18 protein-coding genes are annotated in these 19485 nt (G+C 71.3%); 9 read left to right on the forward strand and 9 right to left on the reverse strand.

Translation table 11 applies throughout. The annotated features are described in order from the left end of the window. Positions 1-645 carry a tonB-system energizer ExbB gene (gene exbB / locus ACQQ2N_RS07205; RefSeq protein WP_440225722.1) on the reverse strand — a complete coding sequence of 215 codons (645 nt, stop codon included), beginning with the start codon at positions 643-645 and terminating at the stop codon, positions 1-3. A gap of 263 nt (positions 646-908) precedes the next feature. On the opposite strand from exbB, the gene ACQQ2N_RS07210 reads away from it, so the two are divergent. After that, the gene (locus ACQQ2N_RS07210; protein WP_440225023.1) at positions 909-3008 is read left to right on the forward strand and encodes a TonB-dependent receptor domain-containing protein; all 2100 of its coding nucleotides are present in this window, start codon (positions 909-911) and stop codon (positions 3006-3008) included. A 328-nt stretch (positions 3009-3336) separates the two neighbouring features. Here the strand turns inward: ACQQ2N_RS07210 and ACQQ2N_RS07215 are convergent, their stop codons facing one another. Next, positions 3337-4017: a hypothetical protein gene (locus ACQQ2N_RS07215; protein ID WP_440225024.1), complete on the reverse strand. Its 681-nt coding sequence runs from the start codon at positions 4015-4017 to the stop codon at positions 3337-3339. A gap of 232 nt (positions 4018-4249) precedes the next feature. Here ACQQ2N_RS07215 and hemP point away from each other — a divergent pair, with 232 nt between their 5' ends. From hemP to ACQQ2N_RS07235, 4 genes are all read left to right on the forward strand, one after another. Then, a complete protein-coding gene (gene hemP / locus ACQQ2N_RS07220) occupies positions 4250-4462 on the forward strand; it encodes a hemin uptake protein HemP (RefSeq protein WP_440225026.1) in 213 nt (70 codons plus the stop codon). Between the two features lie 220 nt (positions 4463-4682). Beyond that, positions 4683-5351 (forward strand): hypothetical protein, encoded by a 669-nt coding sequence (locus ACQQ2N_RS07225; RefSeq protein ID WP_440225027.1) that lies wholly within the window; start codon positions 4683-4685, stop codon positions 5349-5351. Positions 5352-5358: 7 nt separating this feature from the next. After that, positions 5359-6447: a DUF6607 family protein gene (locus tag ACQQ2N_RS07230; protein WP_440225028.1), complete on the forward strand. Its 1089-nt coding sequence runs from the start codon at positions 5359-5361 to the stop codon at positions 6445-6447. An 8-nt stretch (positions 6448-6455) separates the two neighbouring features. After that, on the forward strand, positions 6456-7145 hold the full coding sequence (locus ACQQ2N_RS07235; protein WP_440225029.1) for a protein-S-isoprenylcysteine O-methyltransferase: 690 nt from the start codon (positions 6456-6458) through the stop codon (positions 7143-7145). Here the strand turns inward: ACQQ2N_RS07235 and bioC are convergent, their stop codons facing one another. The 4 genes from bioC to bioF are packed head-to-tail and all read right to left on the reverse strand — an operon-like array spanning position 7146 to position 10420. After that, on the reverse strand, positions 7146-8024 hold the full coding sequence (gene bioC / locus ACQQ2N_RS07240) for a malonyl-ACP O-methyltransferase BioC (protein ID WP_440225030.1): 879 nt from the start codon (positions 8022-8024) through the stop codon (positions 7146-7148). After that, on the reverse strand, positions 8021-8800 hold the full coding sequence (gene bioH / locus ACQQ2N_RS07245; RefSeq protein ID WP_440225031.1) for a pimeloyl-ACP methyl ester esterase BioH: 780 nt from the start codon (positions 8798-8800) through the stop codon (positions 8021-8023). Before bioH ends, bioC begins: the two co-directional genes overlap by 4 nt. A gap of 31 nt (positions 8801-8831) precedes the next feature. Then, entirely contained in the window at positions 8832-9230 is a 399-nt protein-coding gene (locus ACQQ2N_RS07250) for a DUF7079 family protein (RefSeq protein ID WP_440225032.1), read from the reverse strand. Further along, positions 9227-10420 (reverse strand): 8-amino-7-oxononanoate synthase, encoded by a 1194-nt coding sequence (bioF, locus tag ACQQ2N_RS07255; protein WP_440225033.1) that lies wholly within the window; start codon positions 10418-10420, stop codon positions 9227-9229. The genes ACQQ2N_RS07250 and bioF overlap by 4 nt, the downstream gene beginning before the upstream one ends. Positions 10421-10494: 74 nt before the next feature. Here bioF and ACQQ2N_RS07260 point away from each other — a divergent pair, with 74 nt between their 5' ends. After that, complete coding sequence (locus ACQQ2N_RS07260) at positions 10495-11775, forward strand: NAD(P)/FAD-dependent oxidoreductase (RefSeq protein ID WP_440225034.1); 1281 nt, start codon at positions 10495-10497, stop codon at positions 11773-11775. 87 nt (positions 11776-11862) lie between these two features. Here ACQQ2N_RS07260 and bioB read toward each other — a convergent pair whose 3' ends face one another. Continuing rightward, the gene (bioB, locus tag ACQQ2N_RS07265; protein WP_440225035.1) at positions 11863-12897 is read right to left on the reverse strand and encodes a biotin synthase BioB; all 1035 of its coding nucleotides are present in this window, start codon (positions 12895-12897) and stop codon (positions 11863-11865) included. Positions 12898-12968: 71 nt separating this feature from the next. Here bioB and ACQQ2N_RS07270 point away from each other — a divergent pair, with 71 nt between their 5' ends. Both ACQQ2N_RS07270 and ACQQ2N_RS07275 read left to right on the forward strand, forming a co-directional pair. Then, positions 12969-13691, forward strand: coding sequence for a ComF family protein (locus tag ACQQ2N_RS07270; protein ID WP_440225036.1), 723 nt, complete (start codon positions 12969-12971; stop codon positions 13689-13691). A gap of 234 nt (positions 13692-13925) precedes the next feature. Next, complete coding sequence (locus ACQQ2N_RS07275) at positions 13926-14669, forward strand: hypothetical protein (RefSeq protein ID WP_440225037.1); 744 nt, start codon at positions 13926-13928, stop codon at positions 14667-14669. 4 nt (positions 14670-14673) lie between these two features. Here ACQQ2N_RS07275 and ubiA read toward each other — a convergent pair whose 3' ends face one another. Continuing rightward, positions 14674-15576, reverse strand: coding sequence for a 4-hydroxybenzoate octaprenyltransferase (gene ubiA / locus ACQQ2N_RS07280; RefSeq protein WP_440225723.1), 903 nt, complete (start codon positions 15574-15576; stop codon positions 14674-14676). A gap of 82 nt (positions 15577-15658) precedes the next feature. Here ubiA and ACQQ2N_RS07285 point away from each other — a divergent pair, with 82 nt between their 5' ends. Next, positions 15659-16504 carry a hypothetical protein gene (locus tag ACQQ2N_RS07285; protein WP_440225038.1) on the forward strand — a complete coding sequence of 282 codons (846 nt, stop codon included), beginning with the start codon at positions 15659-15661 and terminating at the stop codon, positions 16502-16504. Positions 16505-16684: 180 nt separating this feature from the next. Here ACQQ2N_RS07285 and ACQQ2N_RS07290 read toward each other — a convergent pair whose 3' ends face one another. Continuing rightward, the gene (locus ACQQ2N_RS07290; protein ID WP_440225039.1) at positions 16685-19477 is read right to left on the reverse strand and encodes a protein kinase domain-containing protein; all 2793 of its coding nucleotides are present in this window, start codon (positions 19475-19477) and stop codon (positions 16685-16687) included. Positions 19478-19485 lie beyond the last annotated feature (8 nt).

Below are 19485 nucleotides of genomic sequence, written 5' to 3' on the forward strand. Positions count from 1 at the left end.
TCAGGCCGCCTGTCGCGCGGGTGCGCGATCGAGCTCGCGCGAGACGAGCACCTGCACGAGTGCGCCGATGTCGGCGAGCTCGCCGCGGCGCGCGGCGACGCGGCGCACGAGCACGTTGTAGAGCACCACGGCCGGGATCGCCGCGACGAGGCCGAGCGCGGTCGCGAGCAGCGCTTCGGCGATGCCGGGCGCTACCACGGCGAGCTGGGTCGTGCGTGTGCGCGCGATGCCGATGAAGCTGTCCATGATGCCCCACACGGTGCCGAACAGGCCGACGAACGGGGCCGAGGCACCGATCGTGGCGAGCGTGCCGACGCCGCGGCGCAGGCGCGCGACGGATGCGGCCTCGAGGCGTTCGAGGCGCAGCGCGACGCGCTCCTTGATGCCTGCCGCGTCGCGCCCGGCGCCGGCCAGCGTGCATTCCTCGCGGGCGGCGTCGAGCGCTCCGGCCGCCGCCGGCGCGTTCTGGCGGAGAGCCTCGTCGAGCGTACGCGCCCGCGCGAGCGCCTCGCGCGCGTCACGCAGCCCACGCGCGGCGCGGTGCAGTTCGAGCGCCTTGCCGACGAAGACGGTCCAGCACACGACCGACGCGAACGCGAGGCCGAGCATGACCGCCTGCACGACCCAGTCGGCGTGCACGAACATGCCCCAGGGCGAGAGATCGGACGGCAGCTCGCCCAGAGGCGCTGCCGCCGCGGCCTGCGGGAGCGCGGCAATCATCGCCGCCACGAGGAGTGACGCGGCCGCGCTCCGGTGGGCGGTGCCGCGGGTGGATCGGGTCATCGGGGTCGTCCTGGCTGGGGCAGGGTGCCACCGGCATCGCCGGCATTGGCAGCGCGCACCTTGCTGAATACAATTGCGAACCATTCTCAATTGTATTTGCATTTTTCCTCCGGAGCGAGCCTGCCATGAACCGACCCTCCCTGCCGCGCCGCGCGATCCTCGCCGGCGCGATCCTTGCCGTGCTCGTGCCGGGGCTCGCCGCCCACGCGCAGCAGGCGCCTGCCACCGATGCGAAGGACGGCACCGTCTACCTGTCCCCACTGGTCAACAGCGCCGACGACGTCGATCCGACCACGGAGCCCGCCGCGACGAGCGTGATCGGGCGCGATGCGATCGACGTGTTCGGCGGCTACAACCTCGACGACGTGCTGCGCTCGACCGCCGGCACCTACACGCGCGACAGTCCCCAGAACCCGGGCATCGGCGTCAACATCCGTGGCCTCGAAGGCTCGGGTCGCGTCGTGATGCGCCTCGACGGCGTGCGCCAGAACTTCCGGTTCACGGGCCACGAGGCGCAGGGCTTCACCTATGTCGATCCGGCGCTGCTCGCCGGCATCGACGTCTCGCGCGGCGGCGCCAGCGGCACGGGCAGCTCGGGTGCGCTGGCCGGCTCGGTCAACTTCCGTACGCTCGGCGTCGACGACGTGCTCGGCGACAAGACCGCCGGCGGCTACATCGCGCTCAACTACGGCAGCAACCACGCCGGCTTCGCGCCGTCGGGCGCGGCCGGTGCACGCTTCGGCGACTGGGCGCTGGTCGGCGCGGTCAGCAAGCGCTCGCCGGACGACTACGAGAACGCCGACGGCCAGACCGTGCCGTACACGGGCCAGGACCTCGTGTCGGGCCTGATCAAGCTCGAGTACCGTCCGAGCGAGGTGCATCGCCTCACGGTCGGCGCGGTCTCGTACGACAACGACTTCACCGCGAACTCCTACACGCAGAACGTCGACTCGAAGACCTACACGGTCGGCTACGCATACGCGCCCGGCAACGATGCGGTCGACCTGCGCGCGAACCTCTACCGCAACGACGTCACGATGACGTACGACGCGAGCCCGACGCTGCCCAACGGCGGCTCGGCGGTCGGTCGCACGATCGAGGACACGGGTACGGGCTTCGACATCGCCAACACGTCGCGCTTCGGCGAGCACGTGGCGACGACGTACGGCGTCGAGTACTTCCGCGACGACATCGACGCGGTCAACAGCGCGGCGGTGCCGGACCGCGGCGTCAACCCGAGCGGCGAGAGCTCGATCGGCGGCGTGTTCGCCGACACGACGCTGCGCTGGGGCATGGCCGATCTCATCGTCGGCCTGCGCTACGACCGCTTCACGCTCGAAGGCGACGGTTCGGTGCGCGCGAACAACCCGATCGGCCTTCCGGCCGGTCCGTACACGGTCGATCGCTCCGACGGTGCGTTCAACCCCAAGGTCACGTTCGCGCTCAACCCGACCGAATGGTTGCAGCCGTTCGTGAGCTGGTCGAAGACGTTCCGTCCGCCGACCGTGTCGGAGACGTTCACGGGCGGCAACCACCCGACCGGCACGGGTAGCCCGGGCCAGTCGTTCTTCCCGAACCCGTTCCTCGATCCGGAAACCTCGCGCGGCTGGGAGCTCGGCGCGAACGTGCATGCCGACGACCTGTTCACGGCCAACGACAGCCTGCGCTTCAAGCTCGTGTTCTTCGACAACGAGGTCGAGGACTACATCGTCGCGTCGTTCGTCGGCGCCGACACGGGCCTGCCGGGCACGCACTTCGCGAACGTCGCCGGCAAGTCGAAGGTCAAGGGTGCGGAACTCGAGGGTGGTTACGACGCCGGCTTCGTGTTCGCGTCGCTGAGCTACACGCACACCGACTCGGACCTGCCGTCGCAGGTCAACGGTTTCGGTGCGCAGAGCTACGTGCCCGACGACGTGCTCAGCGCGACGCTCGGTGCGCGCGTGCTCGACCGCAAGCTCGCCTTCGGCACGCGCTACTACAGGGTCTCGCGCAGCTACGTCGGCGAGGTCAACGTGCCGGCGTCGCAGAGTCCGTATGAACCCGGCTACGGCCTCGTCGACCTGTTCGCGAACTGGACATTCAACGACGCGTTCGAACTGCGCGGCAACGTCTCGAACCTGACCGACAAGGCCTACACGCCGGCACTCAGCACGCCGGCCGGTGGCACCGACATCGAGACGGGGCGCGGCCGTACCTGGTCGCTGACGGCGAAGCTGCGGTTCTGAGGTACGGAACCGGGGAGCGGTGGGTCCGCTCCCCGGTCTTCTTCACGTGTTCCCGCACCCGACAGAGCGATCGGACTCGATGCCGCTGGGGGTGATGGCGTGTCCCGAGGAGGATGGCGGAATCCGCTGCGCGGGTTCCGCCCTACGACAGCGGACTCATGTCGCGGTGTGTCGTCATCGAGGGTAGGGCGGAACCACCGCAGGTGATTCCGCCGAGCGTGGTGTCACCGTCGTAGATGGCACAAAGTGCTTTGCATGACGGCGAAGTCCTCTGCGCGGGTTCTGCATGGCGACAGCGCGACGTATCGTGCGGATCGCTACCGCTGGATCACTCGAACCCGTGACGGAAAAGCAGGTCGCCGCCGATGTTGGCGACCGAGCCGACCAGGTCCCAGGCGTTGTGCAAGGTGCCGTGGCCGAAGTTGTAGTCGTCGTCGACGAAGATCGCGAAGCGGTCGCCGGTGATCTCGAGCGAGCCCTCGAAAGGGATCGTCGTGAGCGGCGGGATGAAGCTCGCGTCGTAGATGAAGCGGATCGTCGCGGTCATCTGGATGCCGCTGACCGCACCGTTCGCGATCGTGATGCTGCCGTTGATGTTGCTGACCTGCGTTGTGTAGCCGACACCGAGCGCGCTGTAGTTGCCGGCCACGTAGCGCTCGATCTCGAGCGCGATCGCGGTGATCGGGAACGTGCCGTTGCCGGTGCCCGTGTAGGTCAGCGAGCCGACGTTGGCGAACGCGCCCTCGGCCGGGAAGATGTCGACGCCGCTGTTGCCGACCTGCGCGTACACGGTCGGATTGAACGGATCGGGCTCGGCGCTGATCGCGTACATGCCGTCCAGTGCCTGGTTGCCGTTGAAGCCCTTGTCGATCTGCGCGAACTCGTCCATGTAGAAGTCGTACCAGCGGCTGCTGCCGTCGGCGTTGAACGTGAGCGGGAACGTGGCGGCCGAAAGCGGGCCGGCCAGCACGAGCGCGGCGCAGGACAGCGCGAGGCGTCGGAACAGCATGGGAAACCTCCAGGGACTCGAAAGCAGCGTGGATCGCGTCGAGTGGCGTGGAGGGGCTGGTCGCGCGGCGGGTAATAGGGTAATGGGAATCGTTCGCAAATAGAATGACAAGGGTCGGCGCCGCGCGCGGGTTCGGCACGCCTATCGAGCGGCGCGGCTTTCGCGTCGCGACCGCTTGACTCCTAAATGAGAATCGTTATCATTTGCGTCGTTAGCCAACCGGAGCCCGATCATGCTGAGTCCGAATGCTGTGTCTCCCGCCGGGCAGGACCCGGTCTCGTCGCCCTCGCTCGCCAGCGCCGTCTCCGCCGCGCGCGTCGCGCCGGCCAAGCGCATCGACAGCCACCGCCTGCTCTCCGGCGGTCGTGAGCTCGTCATCGAGCACGCCGGCCAGGAGTACCGCCTGCGCCTGACGCGCAACGACAAGCTGATCCTCACCAAGTAACGCGGCGCCTGCCGCCACGTGCCGGTCGTGTCGCCCGCGCCTGCGCGGTTCGATGCCCCGGCACGGTCGTCTCCAACGTCGCAGCCAGCCGACATGCCGTCCCGCCATCCACGGCCTTTCATGCCAGCCAGCGTCGACGCCCCGCCCAGGGGCCACGATGTCCGCGACAGCCGCGATGCGTTCCACGGTGCGCATGGTCGGCCCGCGACGGGAGCCCGCGATGAGTGATGGTCTGCACGTCCCCGAGATGAGTCACGCCGGCGAGGTTCTTCTGCCCGGCGATGCGCCGGCGTTCGCCGTGCCGCGGCGCGCCTCGCGCGACCGCGACGCCGTCTCGGCCTGGTTGCCGCCGCTCGCCGAATGGCTGCCTCGCCTCGGCACCGTGCTGTGGATCGAGCGCCGCGAGGTCAACGCGCCGACACATGCGCGCTCCTCGAGCGGTGACGGCCTCGTGCTGCTCGAGCATCCCGCCGCGAGCGCACTGGCGCGTGCAAGCGTGCTGCGTGCCTGCAGCATGGTCACGCCGCAGGGTCCGCGCGAGTGGCTCGGCCTCTACGACGAGCATCGCGAGCCGAGCGCCAAGCTGTTCCTGCTGCCCGACACCGACTACCTCGCCTGGGACCAGATGGCGTCCGCGAACGGCCTCTCGCCGATCGACATGACGGCCTCCGAACCTCCCGGCCATCCCACGTTCCTGCGTCGCGCGCTCGCGCGCTTCGGGCATCGCTGGCAGGCCCGCCTGCTCGTGTTCGACCTGCGACAGACGCCGTGGGTGCGTTCGCTTGGCGCGCATGCGCCGCTGCGCATCTCGTTGCTCGGTCTCGATGTCGCACGCTCGATCGTGCGCGCCGAGAACGCCGAGTGGGTTTCCCCCTTGCACGTAGCCTGATCCGATGATGGTCCGTTTTGCCCTGATTCCGCTCCTCGCGGCGCTGCTCGGCGCCTGCGCGACGCCTGCTGCGCGCGCGCCCGCCGCTGCACCGGTCACTGCAGCATCGCCGTCTCCCGCGCCGGCCAAGCCGAAACCGCTCGCCGAACCCGCACCCGCGCAGTACACGCGACCATGTGCGAGCCTGCCGTCGACGCCGGCCGAGGCCTTCGACTGCGACCGCCGCAGCATCCTCGCGATGGCCGGCGAGTTCCGCGTGCGTTTCGCGTTCGACGAGACCGCGGCGCTGTCGCCCGGTTACGCGCCGCGCGACCCGCAGCGTTCGGGTGCGACCGAGCTCGTCGAGGTCATCGCCGACGACGGTCGTTCGATCGCGCTGCAGCACATCCTCGTCATGAAGATCGGCGACGAGGACCACGTCATCAAGCATTGGCGCCAGGACTGGCACTACGAGCCGAAGACGCTGCTGCGCTATCGCGGCAACGGCCGCTTCGACCGCGAGAAGGTCGCCGCCGCGGACGCGCGCGGGGCGTGGTCGCAGATCGTCTACGAAGTCGACGACGCGCCGCGCTACACGGGCATCGGCCGCTGGGCACACGTCGACGGCATCGATGCGTGGACGTCGGATCTCACCCTGCGCCCGCTGCCGCGCCGCGAGTACAGCAAGCGCAAGGACTACCAGGTGCTCGAGGTGGTCAACCGCCACACGCTGACGCCGGGCGGCTGGGTGCACGAGCAGGACAACACCAAGGTCGTGATCGACGAGGACGGCGCGCGCCATGCGCTCGCGCGCGAACGCGGCATCAACGAGTACGTGCGCATCGGCGACTTCGATTTCGGGCCGGGCAAGGCCTACTGGAACAAGACCAAGGGCTACTGGGCCGACGTGCGCGCGCGCTGGGAAGCAGGCCTCGCCACGGCCGACACGTTCGTGCTGACGCCGGATCCGGATGGCGAGCCGCGCATCATGGCGTTCTTCGGCCAGGCCGAGCGCGTCGAGAAGGGCGAAACGATCGCACGCGACGAGATCGACGCGATCCTCGTGCGCTACGGCCTGCCGCTGCCCGCCGGCAAGGCGGTCGCGGAAACACGCTGAGACGCACCATGGCAGAAGGCTCCAACCTCACGCGCGCCGGCATGCGGCGCGGACCGGTCATGCTCGCGATCATGGCGGTCGCGTTCGCGGCGTGGCTGTGGCGCCGCGGCGCCACGCCGCCGCTCGGCGAGATCGCGTGGTGGTGTGCATTCCTCGCCACCACGCTGATCCGCATCCCGCATGCGAAGAAGGCCGCGGCGATCCCGACGCGCGCCTCGCACGTCGATCGTCAGGAGGCCTGGCTCATGCTGCTCGTCACGGTCGGCATGATGCTGCTGCCGTTCCTGCAGCTGGCGACGCCGCTGCTCGACGTGTTCACGATCGCGTTGCCCCGCGCGGCGACATTCGCCGGCATCGCGCTGCTCGTGCCAGGCCTGTGTCTGTTCTGGCGTTCGCATGCCGACCTCGCACGCAACTGGTCGCCGACGCTCGAACTGCGGCAAGGCCATCGCCTCGTCGACACGGGCATCTACGCGCACATCCGCCATCCGATGTACGCGGCGATCTGGCTCATCGTGATCGCCCAGCCGCTGCTGCTGCACAACCTCGTCGCGGGACTCGGCGCGCCGCTCGCGTTCGCGGCGATGTATGCGCTGCGCGTGCCGCGCGAGGAGGCGATGATGGACCGCCACTTCGGCGAGCTCTACGCGGCCTATGCGCGCCGCACCGGCCGCATCTGGCCGCGCTTCATGCGCTGATCAGCGCGTGCGGCGGCTGCCGCGCAGGCGGTCGATCGGGAAGCTCGCCACCGCACCGTCGCGCGAACGCCGCGGCTGGCCCGGCTCGGGCGCACGCGCGAGAGCGTAGACGACCTCGTAGGTCGCCGGCAGGCGGCCATGCTCGCGGAAGCCTTCATAGGCCGCGGCGACGCCGCGCATGCGCGCCTTGCCGGTGAGGCCGCGCGGACGCGCCGGATCGGCGTTGGTCGCGCCGATCGCGCGCAGCTCGCGCATCAGCGTCGGCACGTCGTCGTAGGTCAGCGTGAACACGTCGCGCTCGAGCACGGGATCGCGGAAGCCCGCGGCAAGCAAGGCATCGCCGACCTGGTGGATGTCGAGGAAGCGGCTCACGTGCGGCGCGTCGTCGACCTCGGCGAACGCGAGGCGCAGTTCCTGCAGCGTCTCGGGGCCGAACGTGCTGAACAGCAGCAGCCCGCCCGGCGCGAGCACGCGGCGGAACTCGTCGAACGCGGCGTCGAGGTCGTTGCTCCATTGCAGGCACAGGCTCGAGTGCAGCAGGTCGATGCTGGCTTCCGCGAACGGCAGCGCCTCGGCCTGTGCGCAGACGCGTGCGAACGGACGCAGCCAGCCGCGGTGGCGACGCGCGGCCTGCAGCATCGGCAGCGCCATGTCGAGCGCGATCACCTGCGCCTTCGGGTAGCGCTTGCGCAGCGCGGCCGTGCCGCGGCCCGTGCCGGCGCCGACGTCGAGCACGCGTGCCGGCGTCAGCGTGGCATCGTCGAGGCGCTCCTGCAGGCGCTGCTGCACCTCGTCCTGCAGCACGGCGTGGGCTTCGTAGCTCGCCGCGGCGCGACCGAACGCGTGGCGCACGTGGCGCGTGTCGAACAGGCCGCTCATGGTGCTGCGGTCTCGTCGATCACGGCGAACACCTGCGTGGCCACCGCGTCGGCCTCGGACAGGAAAGGGGCGTGGCCGGTCGGCAACTCGACGAAGCGCCCGCGCGGCGAAGCCTCTGCGGCCCACTGCATCGCCGCGGGCGGCACGATGCGGTCGCGGCGACCGGCGATCCAGCACGACGGCACGGCGAGTCCGGGAAGGCGCGCACGCACGTCCTCGCGATCGAGGATGTCGAGGCCTTCGCGCAGCGCCTCGCGCGACGGATCGCCGTGCTCGAACACGCGTGCACGCAATGCGCGCAACTCGTCCTGCGCATGCGGCGAGCCGAGCGTCTCGAGGGCGAGGAAGCGCTCGATCGCGTGCTGGAAGTTCGCTTCGAGCCCTGCCGCGAAGCCCGCGAACACACTGGCCGGTACGCCGTGCGGCCAGTCGTCGGCCGTCACGAAGCGCGGGCTCGCGGCGATCGCGACGAGGCCGCGGACATGGCCGGCATGCGCGAGCGCGCCGTGCATCGAGACGAGTCCGCCGAGCGACCAGCCGACCCAGGTCGCCGGTGGCGTCGCGGCTGCGATCGCCGCCGCGCAGCGCGCGGGATCGAGATCACCCGGCACGAACGCCGACGTGCGGCCGTGGCCGGGCAGGTCGACGACGTGCACGCGACAGCGCATCGCGAGCGCGTCGACGAGGCCACCGAAGATGCCGCCGTGCATGGCCCAGCCGTGCACGAGCATGACGTCGGGTCCGGCATCGCCGGTGCGCGTGATCGTCAGGTCCATGCGGTGGCTCGAGGGTAGGCAGGGTGCAGCGTCATCGGGGCGGATCATCCTTCGTGGCAACGGGCGTGGCCTCGCGCAGCGCGCGGACGCGTGGCTCGAGGGAGGTCCAGATGGAGGCGGCCGTACCGCGCAGCAAGCGGCCGCGCGGGCGGCGCCAGCGCGGCGTGGCCTGCTGGCCGAGTATGCGCGCGGCGAGCCAGTCGGCCTCGAAGCCGGCCCACTCGCCGGCGACCGACACGAGGTTCGGATACAACGCCGCGTGCACCTCGTCGAGCAGGATCGCGCGCAGCTCTTCGAGCGAGTAGGTGCTGGCCGCGAGCACGGCGGCTGCGGAGGGTTCGAAGCCGGTCGTGTCGGTGTCGAGGTAGAAGTCCGCGAACGCGCTCCAGACCGGACGGCGCGCGTCGACATCGTCGGCGGCCGGTTTCACGGTGGCGTGTCCGCAGCCGGCACCGCGCCGGCCTCGACGAGCGCATCGAGCAGGCGTTCGACCTGGTCGATCCGGTGCGCGGCCGACAACGTCACACGCAGGCGCGCGGCATTCGCGGGCACGGTCGGCGGGCGGATCGCGGGCACGAAGAAGCCGGCCTCCTCGAGCGCCGCCGCGACCGCGAGCGCACGCGCGCTGTCGCCGATCGCGACGGGCTGGATCGGCGTCGACGAGTCGAGCAGCACGAGGCCGCGCTGCACGGCACCGTTGCGGAAATGCGCGACGAGCGCGGCGAGGTGGTCGCGACGCCAGTGCTCGTGGCGCGCGAGGCGCACGGCGGCACGGGTCGCGGCGGCGACGGGAGGCGGCATCGCGGTCGTGTAGACGTGCGTGCGAGCGAACTGCACGAGTCCGTCGACGAGCGCCGCCGGGCCGGCCACGAACGCGCCGCCGGTGCCGAGCGCCTTGCCGAGCGTGCCCATCAGCACGGCAGCATCGGCTTCGGCGACGCCGGAGGCACGCAGGCTGCCCGAGCCCTCGGGACCGAGCACACCGATGCCGTGCGCGTCGTCGACCATGAGCAGCGCGCCTTGTGCGCGGCACAGGGCGGCCAGCGCGGGCAACGTCGCGATCGTGCCGTCCATGCTGAACACGCCGTCGGTCGCGAGCAGCGCCGCCGCATCGGGCTGTATGGCGAGCGCGCGCGCAGCCGAGTCGACGTCGGCATGCGCGTAGCGTCGCAGCGTCGCGCCGGAGAGGCGTGCGCCGTCGAGCAGGCAGGCGTGGTTGAGGCGGTCCTGCACGCAAAGGTCGCCGCGGTCGAGCAGCGCCTGCAGCACGCCGAGGTTGGCCATGTAGCCGGTCGAGAACAGCAGTGCGCGCTCGCGCCCGGTCCAGTCGGCGAGTTCGGCCTCGAGTGCGGCGTGCTCGCGGCGATGCCCGCCGAGCAGGTGCGCCGCGGTCGCGCCGACGCCGTCGCGGCGTGCGGCGGTCGTCATGGCTTCGACCAGCTCGGGATGCCGCGCGAGGCCGAGGTAGTCGTTGCTCGCGAAACCGGTGAGGCGTCGACCGCCGACGACGATCGAGGTCGCGTCGCCGTCGTCGACCGTGCGCAGGCGGCGCAGCAGCGCGTCGCGCGCACGCTCGGCCTGTGCGGCGGCGAGGCGGTCGAGCAGGTCGGGCCGGCTCATGACGTCGCACCCGGGCGTCCAGCCGTCCGGATTGCGCTTAGACTGCGCGCGGCAGTCCGGAGGAACGCATCGGCATGCATTACGACATCGTCGTCGTGGGAGGAGGTGCGGGCGGGCTCGAGCTCGCCGCGCGCCTCGGTCGCAAGCTCGGCCGCAAGACCGGGCCGGCCAGCGTGTTGCTGATCGACCGATCGGTATTCCACATCTGGAAGCCGACGCTGCACGAAGTCGCCGCCGGGACGCTCGACGCGCACCAGGAAGGCCTGTCGTACATGATCCTCGCGCGGCGCAACCACTTCAGCTTCTCGCCCGGCGAGATCGTCGCGCTCGATCCGCAGGCCAAGCGCATCACGCTCGGCGAGATGCGCGACGAGGAGGATCTCCAGGTCGTGCCGGAACGCACGATCAGCTACACCCATCTCGTGCTCGCGGTCGGCAGCGGCTCGAACTTCTTCGGCACGCCCGGTGCTGCGGAGCATGCCTACGTGCTCGAGCGGGCCAGCGACGCCGAGCGCTTCCAGCGCCACCTGCTCGCGGCGTTCACGCGTGCTGCATTCGCCGAGCACCGCAGCCTCGGCATCGCGATCGTCGGAGCCGGCGCGACCGGCGTGGAACTCTCGGCCGAGCTGCTCGAGGCCCACGCGTTGCTGCAGGACGGCTTCCGCGCCGAACAGCGCTTCCGCCTCGACATCACGCTGGTCGAGGCCGCGCCGCGCATCCTCGCCGGCCTGCCCGAGAAGATCTCGGCGCAGGCGCAGCTCGCCCTCGAGCGCAAGAACGTGCGCGTGCTGACCGCGACGCCGGTCACCGAGGTGCGCGAGGACGCCCTCGTCACCGCGGGCGGCGAGATTCCGGCCGACCTCATCGTGTGGGCGGCCGGCATCAAGGCGGCCGAGGCCAACACGCGCTTCGGTCTCGAGACCAACCGCGCCAACCAGTTCGTCGTCGACGACCACCTGCGTGCCTCGGCGCCGGGTGTCTATGCGCTCGGCGACTGCGCGGCTTGCCCTTGGGGCGACAAGCTCGTGCCGGCGCGCGCGCAGGCCGCGCATCAGCAGGCCGACTACCTCGCGCGCGTGCTGCTCGCGCTGCGCCGCGAGCGCACCCACGACGCGCCGTTCCGTTATCGCGATTTCGGCTCGCTGGTGTCGCTCGGCGAGAACCGTGGCGTCGGTTCGCTCATGGGCGGTCTCGGCGGGCCGAACTTCTTCGTCGAAGGCCTGATCGCAAAGTGGATGTACATGTCGCTGCATCTCAATCACCACCGCGCGATCATGGGCACGCGCAACACGATCGTGCTCGCACTCGCGCGCCTGCTGCAGCGTCGCGTATCGGGACGGCTCAAGCTGCATTGAGTCGCGTGCGCGCGGTGGCAGGCATCGGGCCGGTCCGAAGGGCGTGACGGCAACGCCGCCACATCCCGTTCGTCCGGTGCGTGGCCTTCAGGCCGCGACCGTCTCGCGCGCGGCGCAGCTCTCGACGATGTCGGCGTGCACGGTGCGCGGATCGTGGTCGTCACGGGTCACTTCGATCTGCATCGCGTGGATGCCGAGGCGGTTGAACAACTGCTGGTCGGCGATGACGTCGGGGTTGCCGGTCGTGAGCAGCTTCTCGCCGTAGAAGATCGAGTTCGCGCCCGCGAAGAAGCACAGCGCCTGCAGTTCGTCGCTCATCTCGGCGCGGCCGGCCGAGAGGCGCACCATCGAAGCCGGCATCGCGATGCGCGCGGCGGCGACGGTGCGCACGAACTCGAACGGATCGAGCAGCGCCGTGCCGGCCAGCGGCGTGCCTTCGACCTGCACGAGGCGGTTGATCGGCACCGACTGCGGATGCTCGGGCAGCGTCGCGAGCGCGTGCAGCAGGCCGGCACGTCCCGTGCGTGACTCGCCCATGCCGACGATGCCGCCGCAGCAGGTCTTCATGCCGGCGTCGCGCACGTGGCCGAGCGTGTCGAGGCGGTCCTGCACGTCGCGCGTGGTGATGATGTCGCCGTAGTCCTCGGGCGCCGTGTCGAGGTTGTGGTTGTAGTAGTCGAGGCCGGCCTCGCGCAGCGTCACCGCCTGGTCGGCGGTGAGCATGCCGAGCGTCGCGCAGGTCTCCATGCCGAGCGCGCGCACCTCGCGGATCATCGCGGCGACCTTCGGCACGTCGCGGTCCTTCGGCGAACGCCAGGCCGCGCCCATGCAGAAGCGCGTCGCACCGGCGGCCTTGGCCTGCTTCGCACGCGCGACGACGGCGTCGAGCGGCATGAGCTTCTCGGCCTTCACGCCGGTCGCGTAGCGCGCCGCCTGCGGACAGTACGCGCAATCCTCGGGACAGCCGCCGGTCTTGATCGACAGCAGCGTCGACACCTGCACGGCGTTCGGGTCGTGGTGCTCGCGATGCGTGCGGTGGGCACGGTCGAGCAGGTCGGCGAACGGCAGGTCGAGCAGCGCGTGGATCTCCTCGCGCGTCCAGTCGTGGCGGATGGCGGACATCGGCGTATTCCGGCTTTCGGTAAAGTCCGGCGAGTCTGGTGGCGGCATCGGAGGCTGTCAACGTGGAAAGGATGCCCGGGGTTGACAGGGTGGCCCGCGCGCTGCTGCGCGTGGTGCTGCCGCCGCGCTGCGCGTTGTGCGGCGGCGCGGGCACTGCATCACGTGATCTGTGTGCCGGATGCGAAGGCGATCTCGTGCGCAACCGGCGCGCCTGTGCACGTTGTGCCTTGCCACTTTCGGTCGATGCGGCGGCCTGCGGCAGCTGCCTGCGCCGGCCGCCGCCGTTCGAGGCGACGTGGGCGCCTTTCGTCTACGGCCACCCGCTCGACCTGCTCGAGACGCGCTTCAAGTTCCACGCCGACCTTGCCGCCGGGCGCGTGCTCGCGGGCCTCATGCTCGAGGCGGCGTGCGAGGCGCCGCCGGCGTTGCCCGACCTCGTCGTGTGCGTTCCGCTGCACGCGCGGCGCCTGCGCGAGCGCGGCTACAACCAGGCGCTCGAACTCGCGCGACCGCTCGCCCGTGCGCTCGGTGTGCCGTTCGCGAACGAGGCCCTGCGGCGCGTGCGCGCGACGCCTGCGCAGACCGGCCTCGACGCTGCCGCGCGCAAGCGCAACCTGCGTGACGCATTCGCGCCCGCGGCCGGCATCGCGTGGCCGGCGCATGTCGCGATCGTCGACGACGTCATGACCACCGGCAGCACGCTGCGCGAGGCCGCGCGCGTGCTGCGTCGTGCCGGCGTCGAACGCGTCGATGCCTGGGCGCTCGCGCGCGCTCCGGCCGCGCGCGGAACGTGAACCGGTTCACGATCGCGACGTCGACCACGACCGCGCCCGCCGGGCGCGCGTCCGTCAGGATCCCTCCACCCGCCGATGCCCGCGGCTGCGGTACGCGAGGCGCAGCGGGTCGTGAAGGAACAGCCCTAGCGCACGGACGCGCACTTCCCCGATACCGCCACGACGCGCAGCGGATGCGCGATACGGAAAGCCTACGGCGCAGGGATGCGCCGCACGGACGAGGAACCTCCCCCGATGCGTCTTGCCTCGATGATCCTCGGCTATCTGGGTTCACTGATCTTCGGACTCGCCTTCGCATGGTCGTGGCTGTCGCCGACGACGCTCGAAGCCGGCGCGCGCGACCTCCTGCGCAGCGAAGTCACCCGACGCGTCGAGGCCCGCCTCGACACGCTCGCCGAGAGCCGTGCCGCACGCTGGGCCTCGCGCGCGGGCCTTGCCGCTCCGGACGACCTGCGTGATCGTGTCGGGCAGGCGCTTCCGGCTGCTCTCGACGGCGTGTTCGCGCGGATGGCCGATCGCGACTGCACCTGTCGCGGTACGCCGGCACGCGAGCCGTCGCTCGCCGACTGGCGTTCGATCGACGCGGCCACACTGCGCACGCACCTCGCCGAGCTCGCGCGTGGCCAGTACCTCGCGGCGGCGTCCGCGCTGCTGCGCGAGTTCCGCATCTTCATGGGCACGAACGCGCTCGTGCTGCTCGCGTTCGGCGTGGCCGCGTCGATGCGGCGCCATCCGCCGCGCGTCCTGCTGCTGCCCGCCGGCGTGCTCGTCGTCGCGGCCGTCGGCGTCGCGATCGTCTACCTGTTCGGGCAGGACTGGCTGCGCACGATCGTGTTCGGCCAGTACGTGGGACTCGGCTACGTCGCCTGGCTCGGTATCGCGTTCGCGTTCCTCGCCGACGTGATGCTCAACGAGGCACGCGTGACGCGCCACGTCTCGGGGTCGATCGGCATCGACGTCGGCGGCTGCGTGTGCTGACGCCTCAGCGGATCGCGAGCGCGAGCAGCAGGCCGATCCAGACCACGCAGCCGAGCACGTTGTTGTTGCGGAACGCGGCGAAGCACGCAGCGCGGTCGCGCGTGCGGATCAGCCACTGCTGCCACGCGAACAGGCCCGCGGCGACGGCGAGACCGGCGAAGTACGGCCATTCGAGCGAGGCACGCGTGCCGGCCAGCAGCATCGCGACGAGGAACGTCGCCATGAGCACGCCGAGGATGGTGCGGTCGGCATCGCCGAACAGGATCGCCGTCGAGCGCGCGCCGACCCGGATGTCCTCGTCGCGGTCGACCATCGCGTACTGCGTGTCGTAGATCGTCGAGAACAGCACGTTGGCGAGGAACAGCAGCCACGCCAGCGGCGGCACTTCGCCCGTGACCGCGGCGAACGCCATCGGGATAGACCAGCCGAACGCGGCGCCAAGCACGACCTGGGCGAGGTGGGTGAAGCGCTTCGTGAACGGGTAGAACGCCGCGAGCGCGGCGCCGCCGAACGACAGCAGGATCGTCAGCGTGTTCGTGAACAGCACGAGCACGAATGCGAACGCGAGCAGGCCCGCGAACAGCAGCATCGCCTCCTTGCGCGACACGCGTCCCGCGGCCATGGGCCGCCCGCGCGTGCGTTCGACGTGCGCATCGAGCCAGCCGTGGTCGGCGTAGTCGTTGATCACGCATCCGGCCGCACGCATCACGAACACGCCGAGCGTGAACACGACGAGCAGACCGATCGGCGGGAAATCGTTCGCCGCGAACCACAGGCCCCACCAGGTCGGCCACAGCAGCAGCAGCGCGCCGACCGGGCGGTCCATGCGCATGAGCACGAGGTACTCGCGCACGCGTTCGCGCCACGGATCGGGCAGGCGCGCGGTGAGTGCCTCGATCACGCGCATCGAGCGCGTCGAGGCATCGGCGGGGCGCTCCTCGCGTCGTGTCGTGCCCGTCGCCTTGCCCTTCTTCTTCGCGGGTGGCGGCGTGTCGTCGGTGCGCTTCGGCGTCGTCGCCGACGGCGTCACGCGTGCCCAGGGCGGTATCTCGCCGTCGGGTGGTGACGTCTTCGTGGCGGACGGTCGCGGTGACGGTGTTGCGTCGTCAGCAGCGGGCGCTGGCGCGTTGACAGCGGGCGTGGCGGACAGCGGGGCGTGCCTCGCGTCGGCGCGCGTCGCTTCGGCGGCGGGCGGTGTTGCCACGACGGGCTTCACGGTCGCGGCAGGAGCCGGCTCTGCAGGGCGCGGAGGCGTCGGCGCGGCACGTGTCGCCGTTGGCGCGGGATCGACACGCGCAGCAGGCGTCACGGGGCGCGATGGCGTGGCAGATGCGGCGACCGATGGCGAGGTGCGTGCCGGTGCAGGTGCTGGCGTCGTGACCCGCGTCTGCGGTGCGGGTGAAGGTGGCGCGGCGTCACCTGCCGGCGAAGCAGGCCGCGGTGCAGGTGGCGTGGTCGGACGCACGGGCGCCGTAGCGGCTGGCGTCGTTGCAGCGGGCGTTCGCGTACGCGGCGGCGCTTCGGGTGAAGGCTTCGCGCCGTCGGCGTCCGAGGCAACGGTCCTGCGTGTCCTCGCAACCGGCGCGCGAGATTCGTCCGTCGATGGCGCCGCGGCCGCGCGCCGGACCGGCGCTCGGGCAGGCGCTGCTGTCGGGGGCGATGCCGCATCGGTCGGCGGCGCGACGCGCGGGCGACGCGGCGGCGTCGCGGCATCCGGCGAAGCCGGCGTGCGCGTGGACGCGGGTTTCTTCTCCGTATCCGCCGTGGTCGTGGCAGGCGTGCGTCGGCGCGGCGTCGGCGCGGGCGGGGTCTCGTCACTCATCGGGCAAGTGTAGCGGCGTGCTCCCGATCGAGGGCGTGACCGCGTGCCGCGATCGGTGCATCAGGCGTGCAGGCGACGCGTGGCGCTACGTCACGAAGGCCAGGCAAATGCGTATCGGGCACGCGAAACACACGGCGTGGGCGCACCACCCCTGCGGTTCCGGCATCACGCGATCACGTGCATCCTCGTGCCATCAGGGCTTCGCATCGAGCCGCAGGAACTCCAACAGCCGCCGCACGTAGCGCGGCGGGTAGGCGAGGGCCGCGTAGGCCGCCTTGGCCTGTTGCGCGAGTTCGGTCGCACGCTCGTCGTCGCCTTCCGCGGCCGCGACGCCGACACGCAGCAGCGCCACGTAGACGGGAATGTCCGGTCCGTATGAGCGGTTCGCCGCGAGTGCGGCTTCGGCGGCTTCGAGATGGGCGCGGGACTCGGCCACGGCACCGGACTCCAGGGCGATCCGCGCGTGAAGCAGGTCGGCTCGCCCGGTCCACCATCGCTCGGGCTTGTCCACCCTGGACAGCGCCTCGTGGACGCAGGCGAGCGGTACGCGGGCGGCCGCGGGTCGTCCGAGGTCGAGTTCGATGTGCGCCTGCTCGAGGCAGAACGTCGCCTCGGTGCCGCGATCCGGACTCGGTGCGGCACGCACCGCGTCGAGCGCCCGCTGCAGTTCGGCTCGACCTGCGGCGATGTCGCCCACGTACGCCAGCGCCACACCGTGGTAGGCGCGTGCGGACACGCCGGTGCCCTGGCCCGGAGCGAGGTTCGCCTCGGCGAGTCGCGTGGCCTCGGCGAGCGGGGCGACCGCGCCTGCCGGATCCTGCGCGGAGAGCGCCACCACACCGACGTTGCTCAGTGCCTGAATGCTGCGCCGGTCGTTGTCCCCGTACGCGGCTTTCATGATGCGTGCCGCCTCGCGCGCGACCTCGATCGCGGCGGGGAAGTCGCGCCGCTCGGTCAGGATCATCAGCAGCGCGTTGAGATGGATCGAGCGCGTCGGGTGCTCGGGCGGAAACGCGCGTTCGGTGATCACGAGGGCCTCGCGGATGTTCGCCTCGGCGGCATCGAGATCGCCCATCCTGCGCTGCATGCGCGACAGGTTGGCGCGCGCATCCGCGGCCTTCACGTGATCGTCGCCGAACGCGGCGCGCTGCACCGCGAGCGCCTCCTCGCCCGCCGCCACGGCTTCGGCGAGCCGCCCGTTGTCGCCGAAGGCGGCGAGTCGCTGGCTGAGCGCGGCCGCGAGGATCTCGGGATCCGGTTGCATGCGGGCGATCGCGAGTCCCTGCTCGGAATCGGCGATCGCGCGGTCCATCTGTCGTTCCAGCAGCGCCAGTATCGACGAGGTGACGAGCACCGTGCTGCGCTGCGCGAGGGCGGAGGCCGGCAGCTCGCGCGCGAGCGTATCGGCGAGGGCACGTGCGGCTGGCAGATCGTCGGCGGCGTGGAGGGCATCAAGCAGGACGACGCCGGCACGCGCGACGATCGGGTCGTCCGGGCCGAACTCGCGCTGCGCGCGCGCATGGTTCGCGCGCAGCACCTCCACGGCGCGCTTCGCATCGCCTTGCGCACGCAGGACCGCGCCGAGCTCGGTCAGCAGCTCCACGCGCACGCCGGGCGGCAGGCTGGCATCACCTTCCGCGCGGCGTGCGGCCTCGTCGACGACCGCGGTGATGCGTGGCGCGCCCTCGCGCGGCGTGCCCGGCTGCGCTTCGCGGAACGCCGACACGAGGAAGCCGCGGAACGCGTTGGCACGCTGGGCCTCCTGACGTGCCAGATGGGCTTGCACGAGTGCGGCGACGAGGCTTGCCAGCGTGGCGACGACGAGCACGCCCGTGATCGCGACGCCGCCGCGGTGGCGTCGCATGAACTTGCGCGTGCGGTACCAGCGCGAGGGTGGATGCGCGAGGACGGGCCGTTCGGAAAGGTAGCGCTCGACGTCGTCGGCGAACTCGGCCGCCGAGTCGTAGCGACGCTCCGGTTCGCCCGACAGCGCCTTGCGCAGGACGTTGTCGAGGTCGCGTCCGATCACGGGCGTCGTGCGCGCGCTGGGCGTGGCCGGTCGCGGAATCCCGGGCGCGGGAGGGTAGCGCTCCGTCGACGCGGCAGGCGGACGCTCGCCGAGCAGCAGCTCGTGCAGCACGACGCCGAGCGCGTACACGTCGGTGGCCGTGGTCACGGTGCCGCCGGCGAGTTGTTCCGGCGCGGCGTAGCCGGGCGTCAGCACGGTCATCTCGGTGCGGGCGGTGTCGCGGTCGTCGCCGAGCAGCTTGGCGATGCCGAAGTCGAGCAGCTTCACCTGGCCCTCGGTGTCGACGAGGATGTTGGCCGGCTTGAGGTCGCGATGCACGATGAGCTGGCGGTGCGCCGCCGCGACCGCGCGACAGACCACCACGAACAGGGCGAGGCGCTCGCGCAGGCTGCAGCCTTGTGCGGCTGCGTGCTCGGTGATCGGCACGCCGTGCACGTACTCGAGGATCAGGTAGGGCACGCCGTCGCTCGTCACGCCACCGTCGATGAGGTGGGTGATGTTCGGGTGCGAGAGCGACGCCAGGGCCTGCTGTTCGCGGCGGAACAGGCGCTGCTCGAGCGGTGACCAGAGGCCGCGGCGCAACAGCTTCACGGCAACCTGCTGGCGGAACTCGCCACCGTCGCGCTCGCCGTGGAAGACCACGGCCATGCCGCCCTCGCCGATCAGGCGGGTCAGGCGGAACGCGCCGATGCGCTGGCCGACCCAGGCCGCTGCGGCCGGCGATTCGGCCGCATCCAGGCGCTGCATGCGCTCGTCGGCCGGGCATTCGAGCAGGCCGTCGCGGTCGTCGGCCTCGATCAGCCGCCGCAAGGCGGCGCGGTCGTCGGGGTCGGTCACGTGCGCGTCGATCCAGTCGGCTCGGATCGCCGTGGGCTGGTCGACGGCCGTGTCGAACAGCGCGCGCAGGCGTGCGGCGCGTCCGGTGTCGGAGGAATCGGGGGGCAGGGTATCGGACATGTCAGCGG

It is taken from the genome of Dokdonella aquatica, assembly GCF_051987395.1.
Lineage (GTDB): Bacteria > Pseudomonadota > Gammaproteobacteria > Xanthomonadales > Rhodanobacteraceae > Dokdonella.

Coding starts and splice junctions, on each gene's coding strand:
- exbB (WP_440225722.1), bottom strand. CDS start 645: ATGTTCGTGCACGCCGACTGGGTCGTGCAGGCGGTCATGCTCGGCCTC.
- ACQQ2N_RS07210 (WP_440225023.1), top strand. CDS start 909: ATGAACCGACCCTCCCTGCCGCGCCGCGCGATCCTCGCCGGCGCGATC.
- ACQQ2N_RS07215 (WP_440225024.1), bottom strand. CDS start 4,017: ATGCTGTTCCGACGCCTCGCGCTGTCCTGCGCCGCGCTCGTGCTGGCC.
- hemP (WP_440225026.1), top strand. CDS start 4,250: ATGCTGAGTCCGAATGCTGTGTCTCCCGCCGGGCAGGACCCGGTCTCG.
- ACQQ2N_RS07225 (WP_440225027.1), top strand. CDS start 4,683: ATGAGTGATGGTCTGCACGTCCCCGAGATGAGTCACGCCGGCGAGGTT.
- ACQQ2N_RS07230 (WP_440225028.1), top strand. CDS start 5,359: ATGGTCCGTTTTGCCCTGATTCCGCTCCTCGCGGCGCTGCTCGGCGCC.
- ACQQ2N_RS07235 (WP_440225029.1), top strand. CDS start 6,456: ATGGCAGAAGGCTCCAACCTCACGCGCGCCGGCATGCGGCGCGGACCG.
- bioC (WP_440225030.1), bottom strand. CDS start 8,024: ATGAGCGGCCTGTTCGACACGCGCCACGTGCGCCACGCGTTCGGTCGC.
- bioH (WP_440225031.1), bottom strand. CDS start 8,800: ATGGACCTGACGATCACGCGCACCGGCGATGCCGGACCCGACGTCATG.
- bioF (WP_440225033.1), bottom strand. CDS start 10,420: ATGAGCCGGCCCGACCTGCTCGACCGCCTCGCCGCCGCACAGGCCGAG.
- ACQQ2N_RS07260 (WP_440225034.1), top strand. CDS start 10,495: ATGCATTACGACATCGTCGTCGTGGGAGGAGGTGCGGGCGGGCTCGAG.
- bioB (WP_440225035.1), bottom strand. CDS start 12,897: ATGTCCGCCATCCGCCACGACTGGACGCGCGAGGAGATCCACGCGCTG.
- ACQQ2N_RS07270 (WP_440225036.1), top strand. CDS start 12,969: ATGCCCGGGGTTGACAGGGTGGCCCGCGCGCTGCTGCGCGTGGTGCTG.
- ACQQ2N_RS07275 (WP_440225037.1), top strand. CDS start 13,926: ATGCGTCTTGCCTCGATGATCCTCGGCTATCTGGGTTCACTGATCTTC.
- ubiA (WP_440225723.1), bottom strand. CDS start 15,576: ATGCGCGTGATCGAGGCACTCACCGCGCGCCTGCCCGATCCGTGGCGC.
- ACQQ2N_RS07290 (WP_440225039.1), bottom strand. CDS start 19,477: ATGTCCGATACCCTGCCCCCCGATTCCTCCGACACCGGACGCGCCGCA.